The following is a 21694-nucleotide window of genomic DNA, read 5'->3' on the forward strand; positions in this document are numbered from 1 at the left end:
TTCCTGACTAATTCGCGTAAACTTTCCGCGAATTAGTTTTCTGACTCTATTTCTCCCACACTTTTACTCACTCTCAATCCTTTAAACCCTTATCTCAAATTGCTTTCGGCTTATCTTAGTGCCATTCGCTCATGGCACAATCATACCAAGCCAAAGGTTCATCATTCTACATCACAGCCAAAAATCATTTCGAGAAGGCTATTCAATTTGACTTGGAAAAAAGAGGATTTTTTTACTATCAATTTGGATGCTTCTGTCGTTATGCGGTTGGCAATATCCAACAAGCCAAACAACACTTCGAGCAATCCTTCGCCCAAAAGCTCAACTTCTCCGCCTGTATCGAACTCGCTGAACTAGAAGCCGCAGAAGGCAACATTGAACGAGCCAAAACCCTTTTAGCAGAAGGACTTGCCATCATCCCCATCACCCGTCCAGAAAAGGAAGAGCGAGAAAAACTAGGCGATCGGATTACAGGCCTACAAATATTACTGAACCTAACCAAACTCAACGATTAGCTCTTATAAAGCATTAAGGTAGTGAGCCGAGATAGAAGTAAAAACCTGCAAGATGGTCTGGAAATGCTTACTATATCTACGTTATAGCCTTTTTGATATCGAACTAGAATTTCTGCATGAATGCAGTGGCACGTGGCACTTTTCACCCCATAATTGCTTTTCGTCTACCCATAACCTATCCCACTAATACAAAAGTATGGTAATCTACTTCTCAACAAAGAGGGGTAGATGGCGGGACGTTTTGAAGGATTGAGTGACCTCGAATAGAAGTTATTTGAGGATATTTTCCCTCTTTAGCAGGAACGGTGTTTCGCTTGTGGCTACCATCCACATCTGGATTCACAAAATATTATTAGTGGGATAGGTTCATATAATATTAATAATTTACAGAATTTTATTTTACCTTTTTTAACAGTTAAATTAACACCATAAATTCCCCTCCCCATAATCAAGGAAGGGTTAGGTGTGGGTTTCCACAAAAATTATTTATTCCCCATACTGTTCACCAGTCACCTTACCCCGAAACACAATGTACTGGTAAAGGTTGTAAAACAACATCACCGGAATCAGAAAGCCGATAAAAATAATCATGATTACCAGCGAACTCGGATCAGCCGCCGCCTCATAAATGGTGATTTGTCTAGGAATAATATAAGGAAAAACAATTAATCCTAATCCCAGGAACGTCAGCATAAATAAAAGAATTGTCCAGACAAAAGGCGCTCTTTCTTCCTCACGATTGAGACTTTTGAGGAGTTGCCAAATTAGCAGCACTCCCAACACAGGAATTACAGCAAAGATATAAACTAGGGGTTGTTGAAATAAGCGAGTCCTAGCACCCTCATAAATTATTGGTGTTGTAATTGTAATGAAAACTGCCCCAATTAAAGTTGTCCAAGCCGCAATTTTGGCAGTTTTAAAGTGAGTAGCTTGTATTTCTCCTGTAGTTTTCCACACAAGATAGGTAGAACCAATCAACACGTATGCTTGAATTAACGTCAAAGCTACCAACACAGATGGAATACTCAGCCAGTCCCAAGTTGTACCAATAAAGTGTCCTCTTTCATCAACTTTAATGCCCTTCAGCACTGCACCCAAAGCGAACCCCTGACCGAGTGCGGCGGCAAAACTTCCAGCACCAAAGGCGAAATTCCAGAAAAATTTGCGGTTGGATAACTCTCTAAATTCAAAGGCTACACCCCGAAAGATAAACCCAAACACCATTGTGAGAATGGGAATATACAGAGCGCTTAAAATTGTGCCGTAAGCTAGGGGAAATGCCCCAAATAGACCCCCAGCCATGAGAACTAGCCAGGTTTCATTAGCATCCCAAATATTACTCAAGCTAGTCATTAAAATGCCCCGGCGTTCTTCATCTGAGGAAGTGAGAGACAATATCCCAACTCCTAAATCAAATCCGTCTAGCATCACGTAGAGGAAGAGGAAGAGAGCCAAAATTACAAACCATACTTGGGGGAGAAAATACTTGAGTGTCTCCATATAATTTCTTGTTGAAATGTTTTGCAAAAATATGGATTCAGGATATTTAAAACCACAGATAAATTTGGGAATATCTAAACCTCACCCCAACCCTCTCCTTAGTAAGGAGAGGGAGCAAGAATATGTACAAGTGAGGATTTAGGAAATATTTTTAAACCTGAGATAATCTAGATGACTTATCTGTGTTTATTTGGGGATTGATTTTTCTATTGTTGTGCTTCTGCCGGACGTTCATCTGGTATAAAATCTCCAGGGGTGGTTTCCACTGCGGGTTTAGTAATTTCTAATCCGGGGATTGGTAAGTCGAGATTTGGGCCTCTACGAATAATCCGACTACCAAAGTACAAAGCAGCAATAAATAAAAGACTGTAGACTGTGGCAAAGCTGGTTAGTGAAACTAAAACATTGCTAGCAGGTATATGAGAAGCAGCATCAACGGTGCGAATTTGCCCGTATAATGTCCAAGGCTGTCGTCCTACGCAGCGCACAATCCAGCCTGAATCGACGGCGATGTATCCTAGAGGTGCGGCAAATATCCAAGCCCGCATCAGCCAGCGTTGCTGAGAAATATTTTCTGGTGAAAGCTTACCGCGTAGCCATTGCAAAGTGCTTAACAGCATTAATCCGGCGAAGAAAAAGCCAATGGCGATCATTGTGCGGAAGGCGTAATAAATTAAACCCACCATGTGGGGACGATCTTGTGGTTTCCACTCCTTCAGTCCGCGTAAAGGTTCTGAGAGATTTTTCCTAAATTCCAGAATGTACCCCAGTGCATTGGGAACGGTGATTTCCCAGTCGTTTTTTTGCGCCTGGTTATTGGGTATGGCTAGTAAACTCCAATCAGCAGGTTGTCCAGCGGGGGAAGATTCCCATTGGGCTTCCATTGCTGCGAGTTTGGTGGGTTGATAGTGATAAACTTGTTCGCCGCTTAAGTGACCGATGTATATTTGTAATGGAGCAACTGCGATCGCAGCTGCTAAAGCAATCTTTAAAGACCGAGCAAAAAAAGCTTGATGGCGTTGCTGCAAAATATACCAAGCACTAATTCCACCAATCACAAATAAAGAAGTTTCCAGTGTGGCAAAGAACATATGCATCACACTGTTAACCATAGAGGGATTTAAAATTGCTTGAAAGTAATCACTAACAACAAATTTACCATTAACCATTTCTCCACCCGATGGAGTTTGCATCCAGGAATTTGCTGTCAAAATCCAGAGTGTGGATAAGTTAGCGCCAACAGCCACCAAGATAGTTGAGAGATAGTGAATGGCAGGATTAACTCGTTCCCAGCCGAATAACATAATACCTAAAAATGCCGCTTCCAGCATAAATGCCCAAGAAGCCTCAAAACCAATAACACTGCCAAAAAAGTTACCTACCGCTTCCGAGAAAGGGGCCCAATTGGTGCCAAACTGAAATTCCATTGGGATACCAGTTGCGACACCAATGCCAAAGTTGAGGACATAAAACTTTGACCAAAAACGAGCATGAAGGTAGTAATCAGGATTACGAGTTTTTAGCCATATGCCTTCAACGATTACCAAATAAATCCCCATTCCGGTAGTCAGCACAGGCCACAGCATATGGAATAGTGCCGTCAGCGCAAATTGCATCCGTGATAGCACCACAGAATCGGATAAAAATTCCACGAATTTTCTCCCTTAGTTAGCCACACCATTTAGGATAAACGCTTTGGATAGATTGCAAATATACCAAAAGGCTGGCTGCATCTAAATTAGTTTTGTTGCAAATTGTCTCAATAGAGATTTTCTTACTTGCCATCAGCACTCAATGTGTAAAATGGAAGAATATAGTATTTTATAGTCATAATTATCCAAAGTTATTGGCAGTTTTATGAATTACCCCCTGCTTCATTTTCTGATTAGTAAGAATTATAAAAATTTGTCTTTAGATAAGGTAGTCGAATTAAATAAACTCAATATCTTTATAGGTGCAAACAATTCAGGTAAAAGCAACTTTATTAGCTGTTTGAAGTTCTTAAAATCTAGCCTAACTACAATTCCTGATGAAAGTCGGGGTGTCAGTAGTTTTGAAGATGCTATATCTCAAATTGGCGGTGACAGAATTTTAGATATTAGTGTAGATAGTCCTGCGAGAGTAAGACTTGCATATTGTTTTGAATTTCCTCAAAATACCCAAATTGATACAGATTCTAAAAATTGCAGAATCCTTGATATAAAAATTTTTGTGAATAAACCTAATCTGAAAGTTTCTATAGGAGAAGAGTATTTATATAATGGAGTCAATTTACATGATTCCAATTCATCGACACCTTTTTATTATTATAAATTTCATGATAGAGAAGTTGGCAAAGGCGCTGTGTCAGTTTATGATGAACCGGCTCAAAGCTCAACAACTCATTTTGAAGGTTTAGAAGATATACCAAGCAATTCTTTAGGACTTGCTACCATCCCTAGGCTACTTGAATATAGTCAATATCCTCCTGAAAATACACCTGTTTATAAAGTCAGAAGAGAATTAATTGAATTAATTTCGCACTGGCAATTTTATAATGCCAATAATATGGATTTAAATAAAATTAGAATCTCAGAGCCAAAAATTGGAGGAAATGATATTTATTTATCCGCATCTGGAGAAAATCTACCTCTAGTATTGGATAATTTAATTCAACTAGATATCGACTTTGAGGAAAGTATTAACCGAGCATTAAAGGCTATATTACCAAAAAGCCGTCGTCTTCGACCTATACGTTCTGGTAGATTATCTCTAAATTTAGAATGGTATTTTGAAGATATATACGAACCCTTCTATTTGGATGAATTATCAGATGGAACTGTAAGAATGTTGTGTTGGGCGACTATTTTGCATTCTCCAATTTTACCGTCATTGCTAGTAATTGATGAACCAGAATTAGGGTTACACGTATCATGGATGCCAATTTTAGCAGAATGGATTAAAAAAGCTGCAAGAAAGACGCAAGTAATTATTACCACACACAGTCCTGACCTTTTAGACCATTTCACAGATTGTTTAGAAAATGTCTTTTGTTTTTATTCCGAAGATAAAATGCATTTTTCCATAAAAAAGCTTTTTCCTGAAATGCTGAGTGAAAAACTAGCAGAAGGATGGGAATTAGGTGATTTATACCGTGTTGGTGATCCCAGTATTGGAGGATGGCCGTGGTAGTATGGGTGTTTGCAGGTGGTGGTGAATCTGAAGTTAGAGGACTGATTCCTTTTTTAGAAAAAAATTTTCCTGGATGTCAATTTGAAAGAAAAACCCCAGTTCGTAATAAACCTGGTGGTAAATCTAATAAGGAACATAGTTATGGAAAAACAGGTCAAAGTTTAATTGAACAAATTAAGATCGAGTTACCTATTGCTTTAAAATATCAACCAAATAAGTGTAATTTAATTTTAGTTTTTGATGATTTAGATTGTCGCAATCCGATTGAGCAAGAAGAAAAAATTTTAGCTGCTATATTATCAATATCAGAATCTATTAATATCAAAACATTTGTGGGATTTGCATCTCCTGAATTAGAAGCTTGGATTATCGCAGATTGGTCTAATTCAGTAGCTAAACATCCTGATTTTAAAGGCAGACACCAGCGTATGTGTCAGTGGTTGAGTACAGAAAAAAGTATTCCTTTTGATACCCCAGAGTCATTTAGTGAGTACGATAGTGAAAGAGATTGTTGTCTAGAAAAATTATCACAGGCGCTAGTAGATTCTAGTGTCCTAGATGAATTTGATAGCAGATCAACCCGCTTTTCTAAAGGGTTACATACACCTGCGCTATTAGGTTATATAGATCCAGATGTAGTTCAAAGAAAATGCCCATTATTTCGGGAAATGTATAACTATCTCAATGATTTTTGTCGTACTTCATGAAGTCTTAGTTAAACCCTGTAATTCCTGGGTTAAACAAATTTACCTTCTGTAGTAAGTGTTTTAAAACTAAAGCACTTACTACAAGCTTTTATTTATTAATGTTTACTTACCTAATACCCTGTAACATTAACTTACTAAATCCGGGAAAACTTCTTGCACAGCCGGATGTACTAAGCGATGATTTTGGACATTCAAGCCTTTGGCTAACGCTGGGTTAACTTCCAATGCCTTGATGCCTAAATTTGCTAACTGCACAACATAAGGTAATGTACTGTTATTCAGTGCTTGTGTTGCTGTCCAAGGTACTGCACCTGGCATATTGGGAACACCATAATGCACTACACCTTCTTCAACATATACAGGATTAGTATGTGATGTTACGTGTAGAGTTTCCACGCAACCGCCCTGATCAACTGCAACATCTACGATGACTGAACCGGGATGCATTTGTTTGACCAATTCGCGAGATACTAGTATGGGCGCTCTACGTCCTGGGACTAACACAGCACCAATCAGTAAGTCGGCTTCTTTAATAGCGGCTTCGATATGAACAGAGTTGCTGTATATTAATTCGACTCTGGAACCAAATAGGGTTTCTAAGTAAGATAAGCGCTCGACGCTTACATCTAAGATTTGCACAGCAGCACCCATGCCTACGGCAATTTTAGCGGCTTCTGTACCCACAACACCGCCACCTAAAATTACGACTTTTCCGGCTTTGACTCCGGGTACACCGCCTAAGAGAACTCCTCTACCACCTTGCTGGCGTTCTAGAAATCTGGCTCCAAATTGTACTGCTAGTCTCCCTGCAATAATGCTCATGGGACTCAGCAATGGTAGTTTGTTAGCACCGGGTTGTTCTACGGTTTCGTAGGCGATCGCACAAGTGCCACAATCAATTAAATGCTCGGTCAATTTGCGATCAGCCGCTAAATGCAGATAAGTAAATAAAATCTGCTCTTTTTGTAAAAAGTTATACTCACTAGTTAGAGGCTCTTTGACTTTGACAACTAATTCCCGATTCCAAGCTGCTTCAGGTGTGGAGACAATCTCAGCCCCAGCTTCTTGATAGTCATCGTCTGTAAATCCCGCACCACTACCTGCTTGAGTCTGAACAAAAATGGCATGACCATTTTCCCGCAGCACCCGCACACTAGAAGGACTCAACCCTACCCGAAACTCCTGATCCTTAGACTCTCTAGGAACGCCGATTTCCATGTTCCGCCTCTAATGATTTTTTATTCAACTTTAGCCTGCCAGTATCCGGCTTGCACTTCCGTATTCGGGATAACTAACTACTAACTTAGCTTTCTCAACCCCACTAGCAAGCTATGAAACTCCTACCCTTGACTATTGCCCCAGTATTTATACAATATATGAAAAATAATTACAAATTGTTAACATAGTGTTAGTAGGGTTTTTTTTGGACGCTGTAGCCGATTCTCCCAGAGATGCTGGCATTCAAGCACCGCCATCACCCCCATCAGTTATCAATAATCAACTTGGGAGTCACACTCTCTAAACTTTTGACAAAAGTTGGTTTCTGGTGGTAAATGCCATCTGAAACCTTGATAATTGTTTACTGTTCACTGTTTTAACTCCCGTTTGCCAAAAAGAGGTTCCTGGAAAATGACACAATCACAACCAACAATTACGCCCAAATTAGAAGATCCCAAATTTGGCTTTAATGAATACGCAGAACGCTTAAACGGTAGAGCTGCAATGGTTGGCTTTTTATTGACTGTGGTTATTGAGTACTTCACTAATCAAGGTGTGCTATCATGGCTAGGCCTGAAATAGGTCTACAAAAAATCATCAGCCTTGAGGTTGTAAGCTAGTAATTAGAAGTGTTTGAACCAGCTGAAACAACTAGCTGGTTTTGAGCGTATCAATACCTAAAAGGGAACTACCTTACACAATTTTCTGTCTATGACGAAGAGGCACTTAGAAAAGTTTTGGTATGATCTTAAACTTGTTGGCAAATAACACCTGCAAGAAGGTTAATCACTAGACTTTTTCAGTAATCTAGAAAATTCTAGTGATTGAGATGCCGATAGTCAAAATGTCAGTTAATGTGTGAGGTATTCCCAGTAAAATTACACATAAGGTAATCTGGATAAACCAAGCTGTGATGAATGCTGTATTACCTCGTTTTTTAAAGTCAGCCTACAGAAGAGACCCAATAATCAGCGTATTGATGACGGTAGGCCTGGTAGACTCCCTGATTGGAGGACTGAATGATAGTTGGTCATTATTTGCTGTTGGTTTGGGGACAGCAGGGATCAGCCTAGCTTTTAAGTTGTGGCATATCCAGCAACGGCGACCCCTACCAGATCAGCCTGTAGTACAACATTATTTGCCTTCCCAATCATCTAGTCCTACTCTGCCAATTCTGACTATTTCTAAGAAAAAACCCCCCGGTAAGGACATAATTCGGTAAATTTGATTGGCGTAAGTATCTTAAAAGTGAGGAAAAATAGTGAGGAGTGAGGGAAAAAGTGGTGATGATTCCGGACGGCAACCGTACATTATTATGGCATTTATGGCAGCGATCGCTCTGCCGATAACTGTCTGGCAAGGGTTAAACATTCGTGCTGCTCATGCTGTTGTGGAATTTGCACCAAACGCTCAAATCAAAAGTGCGGTTACTGGTCCCCAACTGCTGTACACCCTCTCTGCACATAGCGGAAACGTTAAATCTCTAGCCTTTAGTCCCAATAGCCAACTTCTGGCCAGTGGTGGTGCAGAAAATGATGGGATCATCCAATTGTGGAATCCCAGCAGTGGTGAAAGAGTGGGGCGGATTAAAAAAGCCCACAAAACTGGGGTGAAGTCTTTGGTAATTTCACCAGATGGTCAAACTTTAATTAGCTGTAGCAGCGATAATACTATTAATCTTTGGAATCTGAGAAATAATAGCTTTAGTCGTTCTTTTGTGGGACATGGCAGTAATGTGATGTCTTTAGCTGTATCGGCAGATAGTCGAGTTCTCGTCAGTGGTGCTTTAGACGGGATTCGGATGTGGGATTTGTTACAGCAGCGTCCATTGGCTACCTTAGTCCGTTTTGATAATTCTATACATACAGTGGCAATCAGTCCTGATGGTCAAACTGTAGCTAGTGGTGATAACAAGGGTGTAATTAAGCTGTGGAACTTGAAAACTGGGGAATTAATCCGTGAATTTACTGGGCATTCTCAGATAGTTACTACTCTATCTTTCACGCCAGATGGGTCAAATTTCGTGACTGCTAGCCGCGATCGCACAATTAAAGTTTGGAGTCTAAATTCTAACACGCCAGTTCGCACCCTCACAGGACACAATAGTTGGGTGAATGCGATCGCCATTAATCCCGATGGACGAACTTTAGCCAGTGCCGGCAGAGACGGCGTGAAATTGTGGAATTTAAATACTGGAGAGGTAGTAAATACACTGATGGGACATTCAGACTGGGTAAGTGCGATCGCCTTCAGTCCTGATGGTCAAACCCTAGCCAGTGGTAGCTTCGATGGCAGAGTTAATATTTGGGGAATCGCACCTTGAATGAATGCTGAGATCCCCGACTTCTTTGAGAAGTCGGGGATTTGATTGATTAATTAGCATCTGAATAAATTGCACTTTTTCAGGGAATACTAAAAGCAACACATTTATATTCCCAGCTATGCCGCGACGAGCAATTCCCTTGTACACTGGAAACTTTTATCACGTCTACAATCGAGGGAATAACCGGCAAAATATTTTCTTTGAGCGTGAGAATTATATTTATTTTTTGAGGTTAGTCAGAGAACATCTCATCAGTAAAGCAGTAGATATCGTTGCTTACTGTTTAATGCCCAATCATTATCATTTTTTAGTATATCTCAGAGATGAAACCCTCTCTGATGCCATGAAATCTCTCTCCCTCGCCTATACAAAGGCAATTAATAAACGTTTTAATCGTTCTGGAGTCTTGTTTCAGGGAAGGTTTCAAAGTATCCACATTTCACAGACTGAGTATTTGATCAATCTCTCTCGTTATATTCATCTCAATCCAGTCAAAGCAGGACTCGTACAGCAACCGCAAGAATGGGAGTTTTCCAGTTATTCAGAATATGCAAGATTGCGCGCCGGAACACTACCCAAAACAGAATATATCAAGATGCAGATTGAGGGAGAATCAGCCTATCAGCAATTTTTAGCAGATACTAATTTACAAATTAGCAGCGATTTACAGCCACTACTGCTAGATGATTAGCTTAAGCATAGATCCCCGACTTCTTTGAGAAGTCGGGGATCTGAACCCTCGCCAGGGAACAGAAAAAGCTTAAAATCGCTCAAATAGCCACTCATCCCCAATAATCGCCTCTAAACGTTGCTTGAGTTGCGGTATAAAATATTCGTGGTCATTCAACCCTTGCTGCACAAACCAAGTAGCAAATGCTTCCTGTGTGTCAATCCCTTGAGCAGCAGCCGCACCTGCTAAAATATCTAAACTGCGCTGTTTTAACTCCTCTAACTGGGGATGACCTTCGCCGCGAATTTGGCAGAAATACCTTGCTACTGCACCCAGTAAAGCTTTCATTTCATTCTCTTGGACTACATAATCATACATAGCCCAAAGAGTATTTACTGTATTAGTTAAAGGGACTTGAATTCGCAGACACAGCCATACAGCTTGAGCAAGGTAAATAATTCCCTTCGTTTCATCACGAATGCCTAAGTTATTTAAAGTCTTATATAAATCTAGATAAGCGCGGACTTGTCCGAATAGTTGGACTGCTTCCAGGTATAGTTCTAACTGCTTTGTCTTATTTCCCCTTTCTCCTTCGCAATAAGCCATATTTGTCAGCGTGGCGGCTGTGCCTTGGACATCGTTGATGCTCTCAGTGATATCCCTAGATTGCTGGTAATCTGACAAAGCACCAGTTATGTCTCCCTGTTGGGTTTTTAAATTAGCCCTATTGGTTAGCGTCACCGCTGTGCCTCGGACATCGTTGATGCTGTCAGTGATATCCCTAGATTGCTGGTAATCTAAGACAGCCCCAGCTATGTCTCCCTGTAGGGCTTTTAAATCAGCCCTGTTGGTTAGCGTTGCGGCTGTGCCTAGGACATCGTTAATGCTTTCTCTGATATCCAAAGATTGCTGGTAATCTAAGACAGCCCCAGCTATGTCTCCCTGTAGGGCTTTTAAATTAGCCATTTCGTGTAGTGTGGCGGCTTTTACTTTTAAATCATCTTCTGGACAGAGTTGTAAGGCTTGTTCATAATGCGCTAACGCTTCCTTAACAAAACCAAAAACCGCTTCTGCCCTAGCAATACTCCCCACAATTCGGTAATCTTCACCCAATGGCAGAATTTCTCGGCATATCTCCCAAGCTTCCACATATCGGCTGTTATTCAACCAAAAATTTGCAATGTTATCTCCTACACTAACGGCGATTTCTTTTTCCTGTCCCAACACCGCCAACCTGACAATTTCTCGCCCTTGTTCTTCGTTACGGTTATCCGTTTTTTCCCACCAAGTTTGATACATTTTACGTGTAGCTGCTTGGCGCGTAGTTTGCCATTCTTCCTCCGTTAATATCGTTTGCAGCAACGGTTCTAAAATCGTCGTTACCCGATATTCGGCAATTTGCTGGGCGTAAGTTGTCGCTGACTCCACTAAACTGAGACTAATTAATTTGGGTAGGAAACCTAACCCCCCAACCCCTACCAGAGAAGTGGAAGTTTGAAGCCCTTCTCCTGGTAGTATAGGAGTTGGGGAGAGGTTCTTAATTATTTCCTCCGTCACCGGGAGACGAAACACACTCAACCTAGCCAGAAACTTTTTTTCCTCATCCTCCAAAGCATTTAACAAAACTTCCGCCAAAATATCTTCCCGAAACTTGAGTTGCACACCCTCCAACCTTGTCAGCAACTCATCTGTAGCCAAATCTGGTAACTGCACAATTTCCACCAGCCACTTCAACAAGCGCGGATTTCCATCAGCAATTGTCAGGAGGCGCTGCTTTCTCACTTGCAACCTGATATTCTGATCCAATTGCCAATATATTTTATTAATATCCGCCTCACCCATCCCCTGCAAACTTTCCAAATGTAAGCGATGGGGTGGAAGAGTATCTTCTTTCAGATAGCGACAGGTAACAATTAACCGACTTTCCGCTTGATTCTCAGCCAAAGCTGCACACAAAGCTGCTAAAACCTCGTAAGCTTCCGCAGTCATCCGCAGACTACCATCTGTTATATTCCCTTGGGAGATATTCTGCTCAAAATCATCCAAAACCAACAACAAAGGCTGATAGTGTGTCTCTTCTATGGCCTCAAAAAAGTTTTGCAATCGCCCTTTAAAAGGGATTTCCGGCTGATTTAACAAAGCCGGCACACCAGCAAACCGTTCATACTTACTCGCCAGCTTGTTAATTAAACCCACCTCGTTTACAGGGCCAATCAACACCACGCGCTGAAAATTGGGACGTTGCGACTGCACCCGCGTACACAACCGCGCCGCCAGAGAACTTTTACCCAAACCCCCCATTCCCGCCAGAAACACGCCGATATTGTCGCTAGTTGCCCGCAAAGCCCGCATTCCTCGCTGTAAGGCTCTTCTGCGTCCGACAAATTCCCCTTGACTGGCAACTTTGACAATGTTTTTTTCATCGAGAAATTCGCTTTCAGGTGGTGTAAATTTCAGCTTTTCACGGTTTCTGGTCAGCAGTGGTGTAACTAACTCCTGAATCTGGCGAGTATCCCGATAAATCCGCAATAAATGCCAGTCAGAACATTCCTGAGTTATCATTTCTTGCTGTGCCGCTTTTACCGCATCTTCCACCGTCGCCCCCGTCGCCAAAGCTTGATACAGCGCTTGTGCAGCAATAATACCTGTCCTGTCAAACACCGGACGCGCCCAGCCCAAAACCACACCCACACCCGCTTTCACTAAAGCCTGCGCCATTGAGGGAACTGTACCTTTGTTGGCAAGTTGCCCAGTATGACAGCCAGAGAGAAACACCACACGGGGAAAGCGTACCCCAAAAGCTTTGGCTAAATCATCGACGGTGGTAAATTGTACACCTCCCACTTCATCCTCGGTGATGAAACAGGGAGTATCATCATTAATTTTGCGACCTGGCGGCAGATAGCCTCCCAACTCTTTTTCTGTATAAATAACACCATGCCCCGTCAAATGGAACACATCAAAATAATCTGCGGCATAGGAGAGAACTAAATTCCCCAACTCAGCCACTGAGCCGCTTTCCTCCACAATCAACGCCAAGGTCTGATCTTTTCTCACTGTGAGAATATTCGCCTCTTCCTGCTCAAATTGTAGAGGTGCAATTCCTGGGTGTTCTGGTGCAGTCGCCATAAATAACAGCCGCAACGGACGATTTTGCTGGGGAATAACTGGGTTATTTTGTTGCTTGACTGCTCTTACTGGTAAAAGATGTAAAAATACTGTGCCGTTGTGTAATAATTCCCAAGGCAAATGTGCTAAACCCAACGCCACTTTTTGAGTTTGGGGGTTTAAATTCTGTGCTTCACTGGTTTGAATTAAATCTAAATATATTGTCCCGTGATTTTCTTCATTTAAAGCTTGGCGTAACCATCCTTCTTTACCATCCAACCACGAATAAAGCTGACAGCCGATATTTTGCAACATTGCGGTGTCATCTTTTTCTTGAAAATAGTATCTTTCTTCACACAGATTAATCAGACTATCTAAGTGATTAGTATCGAGACGGCGCGTACCGTAATCACAGCGCAGCTCAAAGGTTTGGTTTTGGCTCAGAGCAAATGTGAAGGTAAAGGGCATAGTTAGAAGTCACAGGTACTTATGTAGTAATTATAGTTACCTTCACCATGATATTGTTTAATTTGGGGAAATTTGGGTAAAATACGGAAAAATCTTGGTACATACACGGAATACCAATTTGTCTACGACTTACGCAATAACTCTAATGCAACAGATATTTCAGGATTTTGGTGGGTTACGCTTTCGCTAACCCACCCTACTGGCTAAAATACAGAAAAATCTTGGTAAATAAACGAAATACCAATTTGAATTTATTAATGCAACAGATATTTCAGGATTTTGGTGGGTTACGCTGTCGCTAACCCACCCTACGATTTTTAGCTTCGCTAATTTCGTGGAATCAGCTGCTGTACCTGCTGTTGCAAAGCTGGGTCTTGCTGAATGGCGACCAATATCTCGTTGAAGCGGTTTGGTTCTAACCCCCCAGCCCGCACTGCTTCCTCCTGTTGGGACAGAGTTTCCTGTTGGATTGACTGGATTTCCGGGGCTACTTGATTAAAAGACTGTTGCTCTTGTGGAGTTGCTGGTGAAGATGGTGCAGCCCCAGGGGACTGCTGGGCTTCGGAAAGCTCTTGAAATCGCTCTACGCTCAAGCCTGATTGCTCAATAATTTTTACCGATCGCTGCTGAGATGATTGACCAATTTCCTGTAAAGTTGGGATAACGCTGGCAAATTGTTGTAGTTCTTCGGGACTAACAGTGGTTTGTCCTTGAGGTTGTTGCAGTTGTGCCTGTAGGGCTTGAGACACTTGAGTTTGAGGTTTTGATTCTGGAGCTTGTGCTAGAGCTGAAAGATTGCCTGCGAACAAAAAAACGAAAAGAGCGCTACTTTTCACAAGTTGCTTTAACATACAGACTTCCTCCGTAGATATTACTTACCTTACTAACGCAAGGGAAATGGTTTCAAGAAATCAAGCTAGTTAGGTTATTTTTCTCCAATGTATTCAGCACTAAGTATTTTTGATGTACCAACATCTTTGTGTACATCCTTGACATCAGTTCCCGCCTAGCGTAATACATCTTTACCGATTTCTGCAACATCACAGGGAAAGGTCTCTCCTGGGGAATATGGAATGTCAGTTCACTTGGCGATTGTGCGGCTTTTACGGTGGATTTTCAACTAAAATTCATGAAAAAAGCCCCCGGATGAGGGCTGATTTAGTTATTCGCGTGGAGTGAACAACTAATAGTTAATACTCAAAGTATGTACAGTAATCCGAACAGAATAATCCAAATTACATCAACAAAGTGCCAATAGATTTCTGCCGCTTCGATACCGAAGTGCTTTTCGTTACTGTAGTGACCGGGAACGCGCGATCGCCACAAAACAGCCACAATGGCCAAAACGCCGATAGTCACGTGCAGACCGTGAAAGCCCGTTAAAACATAAAACGAACTAGCAAACAAATTGGTAGTCAGACCAAATTCCAGGTGAGCATATTCATATACCTGACCCACCAAGAAAGTAGCACCCATCAACGCCGTAATTGTCAACCACATCTGCATACCCTTAGCATCATTTTTTTTGATGGCGGTATCAGCATTGTGCATCACAAAACTACTAGCAATCAGATTGATAGTATTGACTCCGGGTAGCAATAGTTCTAATTCTGGCGTGCCTTCTGGAGGCCATGCAGGTAAGGTAGCACGGAAAGCTAAATAAGCTCCGAACATCCCCAGAAAAATCATTCCTTCAGCGATGAGAAATACCACTAGCCCAAACAGACGCAGGTCTGGATGTTCTTCGTGATGAGCATCTGCTGTTGCGGGATGATGATTCAGTTCAGTTTTCGCTGGGTCAATTATTTGACTTTGCATGAATCTTTAAAAATGTATTGTGTTGGGGATCGGGGATTGGGAACCGGGGAATTGAGAATGGGGAATTGAGAATGGGGAATTTTCTTCTCCCCTACTCCCTACTCCCACTTAAACGCCAGACTCAATAGTCGGGTATGGTTCACCAGGTTCGATATTTAAAACCGCCTGAATATCTACTTTTTTCTCACTTACGCCATAGTCGTAAGGGCCAGTAGCTAAAACCGGGAGTTTCTCAAAATTCTCAATGGCTGGTGGTGAGGTAGTCATCCATTCTAAGGTCAGTCCCCGCCAAGGATTATCACCAGCTTTTGGTCCATACCACCAACTCCAAACAGCATTGACGATAAAGGGTAATGTCGAAATCGCCAGAATATATGATCCGTAGGTGCAGATTTCATTCAATGAGGTGAATTTGGGGTCATATTGAGCAATTCTGCGGTTCATCCCCATCAGCCCTAGCTTGTGCATGGGTAAGAAGGTCATATTCAGACCGACAATGGTTAAAACAGCATGAACTCGGCCCCAAAATTCGTTCATCATTCGTCCCGTCATTTTTGGGAACCAGTGATAAATAGCGGCAAAAATTCCTAAGACGCTACCACCAAACAAGACGTAGTGCAGGTGTGCGACTACAAAATATGTATCATGAACGTGAATATCAAAGGGGACGGCGGCTAACATTACACCACTGATCCCGCCAATTACGAAGGTTCCTAAGAAGCCCATCGCAAAAATCATCGGACTATTGAGGCTGATTTTGCCACCCCAGATAGTTGCTAACCAACCAAAAATTTTAATTCCAGTGGGTACAGCAATGATCATGGTAGTGATCATAAAAAACATTCGTAACCAACCGGGGACACCACTGGTAAACATATGGTGCGCCCAAACGATTAGCCCTAAGAAACTGATCGCTAGAGATGAATAGGCGATCGCTTTATAACCAAAAATCGGTTTACGGGCATGAACTGGCAAAATTTCCGAAATTGCCCCAAAGAAAGGCAAAATCATAATATATACCGCCGGGTGGGAATAAAACCAGAACATATGCTGGTAAACCACCGGGTCACCCCCGCCAGTAGGGTTAAAAAATGTTGTTCCTGCTAACAAGTCAAAGCCCAGGAGAATCAGCGCCCCTGCTAATACTGGTGTAGATAACAGTACCAAAGCCGAAGTTGCCAACATTGACCAACAAAACAAAGGCATTTGATGAACTCCCATACTGGGGACACGCATCTTCAGCAGGGTAACGATAAAGTTAATCGCTCCCAAGATTGACGATGTACCCAACAGCAGGACACTCATAATCCAAATCCCCTCACCCACTTGACCTGTGACCAAGCTCAAAGGAGGGTAAGAAGTCCAACCAGCATCAGGCGCATCACCCAGGGCTAAACTAGCGATGAGCAAAATCCCGGCTGGGGGAATCATCCAAAAGGCCACAGCATTCAAGCGAGGAAATGCCATATCTCTCGCCCCAATCATCAGGGGAATTAGATAGTTAGCAAATCCAGCCCCGGCTGGCACAATCCACAAAAAAATCATGATTGTGGCGTGCAGTGTAAATAGACTGTTATAAATTTCTGGACTAACAAAATCTACTTCCGGGGTGCGTAATTCTGTCCGCACCAAGTCAGCCATTACGCCGCCAATACAGTAGAAAACAAAGGAAGTAACTAGGTATTGAATCCCAATCACCTTGTGGTCGGTGCTGAAACCAAAAAAGTCTCGCCAATGTCTTTCTTCTGGTTCTTCTATATGAGGCGGGATATTGGCAGTTTTTTCTAACTGAGTTTGTGTCATAAGTTAATTAGTCATTAGTCATTAGTCATTAGTCATTAGTCATTAGTCATTAGGGAAATTAATTTTTTGGTGTTCTCTGGTTAGGAATGTTGTGATCATTCCCAGCTATTCATCTCCACCCTCAACTCTTAGTAAGGTGGGGACTTCCGCGAACTTGTTAACCCCTAACTCACATAGCGCCACTTTTTACTCAACACTCTTGTGGTGCATATGATGTAGCATTTCTGGCTGTATTCCCATGTCCTTAGTGTAATGACTCAGAAATTCATCTGGGGATAAATCGGTAGGATTAACAGCAACGGCTTGATTGAGAGTTTCGCTGCTAGCAACTAATTGCTCTTGTATCCAAGCATCATAAGCTTCTGTTGTTTCTACTACTACTTTTGTTTTCATTGCTCCGTGGTAAGGGCCACAAAGTTCAGCACAAATGAGGTCGTAAGTACCAGCTAATCTGGGCGTGAATCGAATCTCGCTTTGTCTACCGGGGATAGCATCTTGTTTCAAACGGAACTCTGGAACCCAGAAAGCATGGATGACATCATTGGCTGTCATATTGATTTGGACTTCCCGACCAACGGGAATGTGCATCTCACCTGTAGTGATGCCTGTATCAGGATAAGTGAAAAGCCACGCGTATTGTAAACCAGTTACATTAACTCGTAATTCTGGTGGTAAACCTGCTCTTTCGGGACTACCCCCAATTGTGGGAGCAACACTACCCACCCCAGGAGCATTGCGTTTTTGGGGAATTTGGTCAGCATTGCGGACTGCTGCGGTTGCTGGGTCTTCCATAGCCTCATCAGACTTTTCCTGATTGAGGTTGGAGCCTGTGCTAGGAGGGGTATCACTTAAAGTTGCAGCGATCGCAGATCCTGGCATGACCATAGATTCCTGAGTCATCGGGGCTTCATGAACAGAATGGGGATCAAAGCCGCCGATGTCGTTGTACACCTCAAAGCTATAAACAGAAATACCGAGAACGATAATTGCTGGGATCGCCGTCCAGAGGATTTCTAAAGGTACGTTGCCCTCAATGGCTGGCCCGTCGTCGTTATCACCTGCCCGCCGACGATATTTAATTGCAGAATAAATCAAAATACCTTCCACAAGTAAGAATATGCCAGTGGAAACGATCATCATTGTGTTGAACAGACCATCCACTAGAACGGCTTCGTCTGTGGCGGCTACTGGCAACAGACCGTGATTTTGTCCGTACCAAAGGCTGAAGAGCGTTAGTACGACACCAATTAGTAATGTCCAGATGGAACTTGGAATCTTCACGGTTTACTTAAATGAATTTACTACGTTATCTCTATGCTACTCACTTACTAAGTTGACACTCCTCAAGCCTTTAGGCTTGAGGATTCTTGTTTCGTGGGGATTCCAATGAATTTACCCTCCGCAAGCATCTTCACCGTATGCCCTACGGCTGCAAGTCCTCTGATCAGAACTACTTGTGCAGCGGCGACATCTCTATGAGTTGTATAGCCGCAATTAAAACAAATATGAGTACGTTGTGAAAGCTCTTTCTTACCTGTCTCAACTCCACAGTGAGGGCAAGTCTGACTGGTTTTTCTGGCATCTACTTTCTGAAAATAGACATCACGTTTAAAACAAGTCTGTTCCAGAATGTTGAAGAATTGTCCAAATCCGGCATCCAAGCAATGCTTACCTAGCATTCCACGGGACAAACCAACTAAATTTAAGTCCTCAACAAACACCATCCCAACGCTGTCACAAATTTGATGAGACAGTTTTCTGTGCCAATCTTTACGGCAATTAGCAACGTACTCATGCAATAAAGCGACTTTCTTTTGGGCTTTCTTCCAATTATTCGAGCCTAAGTATTTTCGAGAGACACGCTGTTGCAGCAATTTCAGCTTGCGTTCGGCATCAACAAAAAACCTCGGACGCTTGACTAAAAGACCATGAGAAGTTGCAATAAAATCCGTTAGTCCCACATCTATTCCTACTGCTTCTCCGTGTGGCATTGGTTGGGGTGTACTAACATCCCACTGGATAGTTAACATCACATACCAACCAGAAACACGTTTAACCACTCGCGCTTGTTTAATTACTCCGACCTTTGGAATTGAGCGAGATTGACGGTACTTAACTACCCCAATCACGGGTAATTTCACATAGCCATTATTTAATGGATTTGGCCCTAATTGGGGGAAAGAAAAAGACCGCATCCGTCCTGGCTTTTTAAATCTGGGAAATCCATGATTTTGTGACCACATACTCACAAAAGCCTTTTCCAGTCGCCTCAATGTTTGCTGCAAAGATTGAGCATTCACACGTTTTAAATACTCGCTTTGTTTTCTTGCAGCAGTAACAGACTTGCATTGACTAGCAAAAATTGGGCGTGGTGTATCAGCAGGGAGGATATAGCAACTATGGAGACTACAAGCGTTAATCTGACAACTACGGGACTTGTACCAGTCCTTGCGTTCAGCTAAAGCATAGTTGTAAACCCGTCTATGAGTTTCTAACCATTCTCCAAACAATAATAGTTGTTTTTGCGTTGGCTTGAGCTTGAATTCGTAAGTCAGGTTAAACACTTTTATCACCTCCTGAGTACATTCTAGTAATATCTACGTCCAGATGTGCAAAAGGTTAAAACCCTAAGAATATCGAGAGCGCAGTGCAGGGAAACTGTACACGCTGCGATCTATCTAACAGAGAAGGGCGAGGGTTAATACTCTCCTTCAACTCTACCAACCCCAAGTTTTTGGTAGTGCAGGCAATAAAATATGAAGTCTCATGGTTTTAAGATTTTATTAATTTTTCCAGCTAAGTTACTAATTTTGGGTACAAGAGATTTATTCGATACTGCCAAACTTGAACATAAATACGTAAGATAATTTTCAGAAAATTGAGCTTAGCACGATTAATTCTCATTTATCAATTGCTGATAACTTAAAAAATACCTAAAGCTCAGGCTAAAAGTCGCTGGAGTGATCCAAAGTATAAGTGCAAGCCAATCTTTTAAACTCTGGCTCATACGTTAGGGTGTAGATGGGTCGTTACTAAAAATTGAAAATTTTAAGAGAGCTACCACTAAGAGCGGGTGGAAGGTACTGTTCATGAATGAATTTGTCCTAGAACAACAAAATGAAGCGGCAACCGAGCAGCGAAAGCCCAAGGAAGTAATTCGTCGCTTGGTGTGGAAAATGTGCATAGCCACCTTGATTTTGATGGCCATAGGCAGTGCCACCCGTGTGATGAATGCTGGACTTGCTTGCCCAGACTGGCCATTGTGCTATGGGGAACTGGTGCCAGCCAAGCAAATGAATCTTCAAGTTTTCTTGGAGTGGTTTCACAGATTGGATGCGGGGTTAATTGGTTTAAGTGCGATCGCCCTGGCTGGTTTATCCTGGTGGCATCGGCGTTTTTTACCCACTTGGCTGCCCTGGGCATCCACATTTGCCCTGTTTTTAATTGTCTTCCAAGGTATTTTGGGAGGACTCACCGTCACCCAACTGTTGCGGTTTGATATTGTGACCGCCCATTTGGGAACGGCGCTATTGTTTTTCACTACCCTACTGATTGTCGGCATCGCCTTGACTCCCTATCAAGGCACTGGCACTGTTGGTAAATTACCTTGGTTGGGTTTAAGTGCCGTTATTTTTGTTTACCTGCAAAGTATACTAGGTGCTTTGGTAGGGTCTCGCTGGGCGTTACACCAATGCTTTGGTGATTCTCAGCTTTGTAATGTGATGTATAGCCATATTTTTGGCTTGGTACCGCCAACTGTGGCTACTTTGGCAGTGGTATTCTTCTCCCGGCGGACACCAGCACTGCATCCAACTTTGCGGCGACTGGCAAATATTGCTGGTGGGTTGTTGATGTTACAAATAGTCTTGGGAGTGGCCACTTTCCGGTTACATCTCCAAGTCGAGTTGTTGACAGTATCTCACCAAACTATCGGAGCGGTTTTGCTGGGTACTTTAGTAGCTTTTACAGTTCTAGCATTGCGTGACTGGGCTACGTCTCGTGAAATTAACGCTTTTCCAGTTGGTTCAACTGCAATTGTTAGCAGTACACCAGCAAATGGATCGAATGCCTAACTCAATTCAGATTCGTTTTCCTATTGCTCTAATATGGCTACTGATAACTAATGGCAATTAGCTATTAGTTATTTAGTGGTGAAACGAACTTGATATCACATCTAGCAACAACCCCTAAGAACTAGAAGTGGTAAAACCATAAAAACCAAAACCGCCTGCGCCCCAAGAGAAGTCTCGACTTTCTGAGCCAGTCTGAGCCAGGGGAGATGGGGAATCGGGGGGAGATTAGGGAGCGTTGGACTACGCTTACACCCAAGTCAAATCTTCCTCATCTTCTCCATTCTCCTCATCTTCCTCATCTTCCCTCAGTCTCAGTAACT

17 protein-coding genes are annotated in these 21694 nt (G+C 42.3%); 8 read left to right on the forward strand and 9 right to left on the reverse strand.

All coding sequences use genetic code 11. The features are described 5' to 3' along the window. Window positions 1-131: 131 nt before the first annotated feature. The gene (locus AACX33_RS09710) at window positions 132-515 is read left to right on the forward strand and encodes a hypothetical protein (protein ID WP_194003464.1); all 384 of its coding nucleotides are present in this window, start codon (window positions 132-134) and stop codon (window positions 513-515) included. 486 nt (window positions 516-1001) lie between these two features. Here the strand turns inward: AACX33_RS09710 and cydB are convergent, their stop codons facing one another. Next, a complete protein-coding gene (cydB, locus tag AACX33_RS09715; protein WP_194003462.1) occupies window positions 1002-2015 on the reverse strand; it encodes a cytochrome d ubiquinol oxidase subunit II in 1014 nt (337 codons plus the stop codon). Window positions 2016-2221: 206 nt separating this feature from the next. Then, entirely contained in the window at window positions 2222-3667 is a 1446-nt protein-coding gene (locus AACX33_RS09720; RefSeq protein WP_194003460.1) for a cytochrome ubiquinol oxidase subunit I, read from the reverse strand. A gap of 205 nt (window positions 3668-3872) precedes the next feature. Here AACX33_RS09720 and AACX33_RS09725 point away from each other — a divergent pair, with 205 nt between their 5' ends. Both AACX33_RS09725 and AACX33_RS09730 read left to right on the forward strand, forming a co-directional pair. Beyond that, a complete protein-coding gene (locus AACX33_RS09725; RefSeq protein ID WP_194003458.1) occupies window positions 3873-5186 on the forward strand; it encodes an AAA family ATPase in 1314 nt (437 codons plus the stop codon). Continuing rightward, a complete protein-coding gene (locus tag AACX33_RS09730) occupies window positions 5180-5893 on the forward strand; it encodes a DUF4276 family protein (RefSeq protein WP_227789000.1) in 714 nt (237 codons plus the stop codon). Before AACX33_RS09725 ends, AACX33_RS09730 begins: the two co-directional genes overlap by 7 nt. A gap of 126 nt (window positions 5894-6019) precedes the next feature. Here the strand turns inward: AACX33_RS09730 and ald are convergent, their stop codons facing one another. Next, a complete protein-coding gene (gene ald / locus AACX33_RS09735; protein ID WP_194003454.1) occupies window positions 6020-7111 on the reverse strand; it encodes an alanine dehydrogenase in 1092 nt (363 codons plus the stop codon). 411 nt (window positions 7112-7522) lie between these two features. Between ald and AACX33_RS09740 the strand changes: the two genes are divergently transcribed. From AACX33_RS09740 to AACX33_RS09755, 4 genes are all read left to right on the forward strand, one after another. Beyond that, entirely contained in the window at window positions 7523-7693 is a 171-nt protein-coding gene (locus AACX33_RS09740) for a chlorophyll a/b-binding protein (RefSeq protein ID WP_089093260.1), read from the forward strand. Window positions 7694-8024: 331 nt separating this feature from the next. After that, on the forward strand, window positions 8025-8333 hold the full coding sequence (locus tag AACX33_RS09745; RefSeq protein WP_194003470.1) for a hypothetical protein: 309 nt from the start codon (window positions 8025-8027) through the stop codon (window positions 8331-8333). A gap of 39 nt (window positions 8334-8372) precedes the next feature. After that, window positions 8373-9434, forward strand: a complete 1062-nt coding sequence (locus AACX33_RS09750; protein WP_227789001.1) for a WD40 repeat domain-containing protein — start codon at window positions 8373-8375, stop codon at window positions 9432-9434. 118 nt (window positions 9435-9552) lie between these two features. Continuing rightward, entirely contained in the window at window positions 9553-10125 is a 573-nt protein-coding gene (locus tag AACX33_RS09755; protein WP_194003452.1) for an REP-associated tyrosine transposase, read from the forward strand. Window positions 10126-10194: 69 nt separating this feature from the next. Here the strand turns inward: AACX33_RS09755 and AACX33_RS09760 are convergent, their stop codons facing one another. The 6 genes from AACX33_RS09760 to AACX33_RS09785 form a co-directional block, all read right to left on the reverse strand. After that, window positions 10195-13680 (reverse strand): CHAT domain-containing protein, encoded by a 3486-nt coding sequence (locus AACX33_RS09760; protein ID WP_194003450.1) that lies wholly within the window; start codon window positions 13678-13680, stop codon window positions 10195-10197. 326 nt (window positions 13681-14006) lie between these two features. Further along, window positions 14007-14531 (reverse strand): DUF4168 domain-containing protein, encoded by a 525-nt coding sequence (locus AACX33_RS09765; RefSeq protein WP_194003448.1) that lies wholly within the window; start codon window positions 14529-14531, stop codon window positions 14007-14009. Window positions 14532-14877: 346 nt separating this feature from the next. Further along, window positions 14878-15498, reverse strand: a complete 621-nt coding sequence (locus AACX33_RS09770) for a cytochrome c oxidase subunit 3 (protein ID WP_194003446.1) — start codon at window positions 15496-15498, stop codon at window positions 14878-14880. A 108-nt stretch (window positions 15499-15606) separates the two neighbouring features. Next, a complete protein-coding gene (gene ctaD / locus AACX33_RS09775; RefSeq protein WP_194003444.1) occupies window positions 15607-17301 on the reverse strand; it encodes a cytochrome c oxidase subunit I in 1695 nt (564 codons plus the stop codon). A gap of 186 nt (window positions 17302-17487) precedes the next feature. Beyond that, entirely contained in the window at window positions 17488-18582 is a 1095-nt protein-coding gene (locus AACX33_RS09780) for a cytochrome c oxidase subunit II transmembrane domain-containing protein (protein ID WP_194003442.1), read from the reverse strand. A gap of 62 nt (window positions 18583-18644) precedes the next feature. Then, entirely contained in the window at window positions 18645-19865 is a 1221-nt protein-coding gene (locus AACX33_RS09785; protein ID WP_194003440.1) for an RNA-guided endonuclease TnpB family protein, read from the reverse strand. Window positions 19866-20390: 525 nt separating this feature from the next. On the opposite strand from AACX33_RS09785, the gene AACX33_RS09790 reads away from it, so the two are divergent. Next, entirely contained in the window at window positions 20391-21374 is a 984-nt protein-coding gene (locus AACX33_RS09790) for a COX15/CtaA family protein (RefSeq protein ID WP_194003438.1), read from the forward strand. The last annotated feature ends 320 nt before the right edge of the window (window positions 21375-21694 follow it).

The organism is Nodularia sp. LEGE 04288 (assembly GCF_963896525.1).
Classification (GTDB): domain Bacteria; phylum Cyanobacteriota; class Cyanobacteriia; order Cyanobacteriales; family Nostocaceae; genus Nodularia.

Bases quoted from the DNA above. Each gene is read 5' to 3' on its own strand.
- AACX33_RS09710 (WP_194003464.1), top strand. From the start codon at position 132: ATGGCACAATCATACCAAGCCAAAGGTTCATCATTCTACATCACAGCC.
- cydB (WP_194003462.1), bottom strand. From the start codon at position 2,015: ATGGAGACACTCAAGTATTTTCTCCCCCAAGTATGGTTTGTAATTTTG.
- AACX33_RS09725 (WP_194003458.1), top strand. From the start codon at position 3,873: ATGAATTACCCCCTGCTTCATTTTCTGATTAGTAAGAATTATAAAAAT.
- ald (WP_194003454.1), bottom strand. From the start codon at position 7,111: ATGGAAATCGGCGTTCCTAGAGAGTCTAAGGATCAGGAGTTTCGGGTA.
- AACX33_RS09740 (WP_089093260.1), top strand. From the start codon at position 7,523: ATGACACAATCACAACCAACAATTACGCCCAAATTAGAAGATCCCAAA.
- AACX33_RS09745 (WP_194003470.1), top strand. From the start codon at position 8,025: ATGAATGCTGTATTACCTCGTTTTTTAAAGTCAGCCTACAGAAGAGAC.
- AACX33_RS09755 (WP_194003452.1), top strand. From the start codon at position 9,553: ATGCCGCGACGAGCAATTCCCTTGTACACTGGAAACTTTTATCACGTC.
- AACX33_RS09760 (WP_194003450.1), bottom strand. From the start codon at position 13,680: ATGCCCTTTACCTTCACATTTGCTCTGAGCCAAAACCAAACCTTTGAG.
- AACX33_RS09765 (WP_194003448.1), bottom strand. From the start codon at position 14,531: ATGTTAAAGCAACTTGTGAAAAGTAGCGCTCTTTTCGTTTTTTTGTTC.
- AACX33_RS09770 (WP_194003446.1), bottom strand. From the start codon at position 15,498: ATGCAAAGTCAAATAATTGACCCAGCGAAAACTGAACTGAATCATCAT.
- ctaD (WP_194003444.1), bottom strand. From the start codon at position 17,301: ATGACACAAACTCAGTTAGAAAAAACTGCCAATATCCCGCCTCATATA.
- AACX33_RS09790 (WP_194003438.1), top strand. From the start codon at position 20,391: ATGAATGAATTTGTCCTAGAACAACAAAATGAAGCGGCAACCGAGCAG.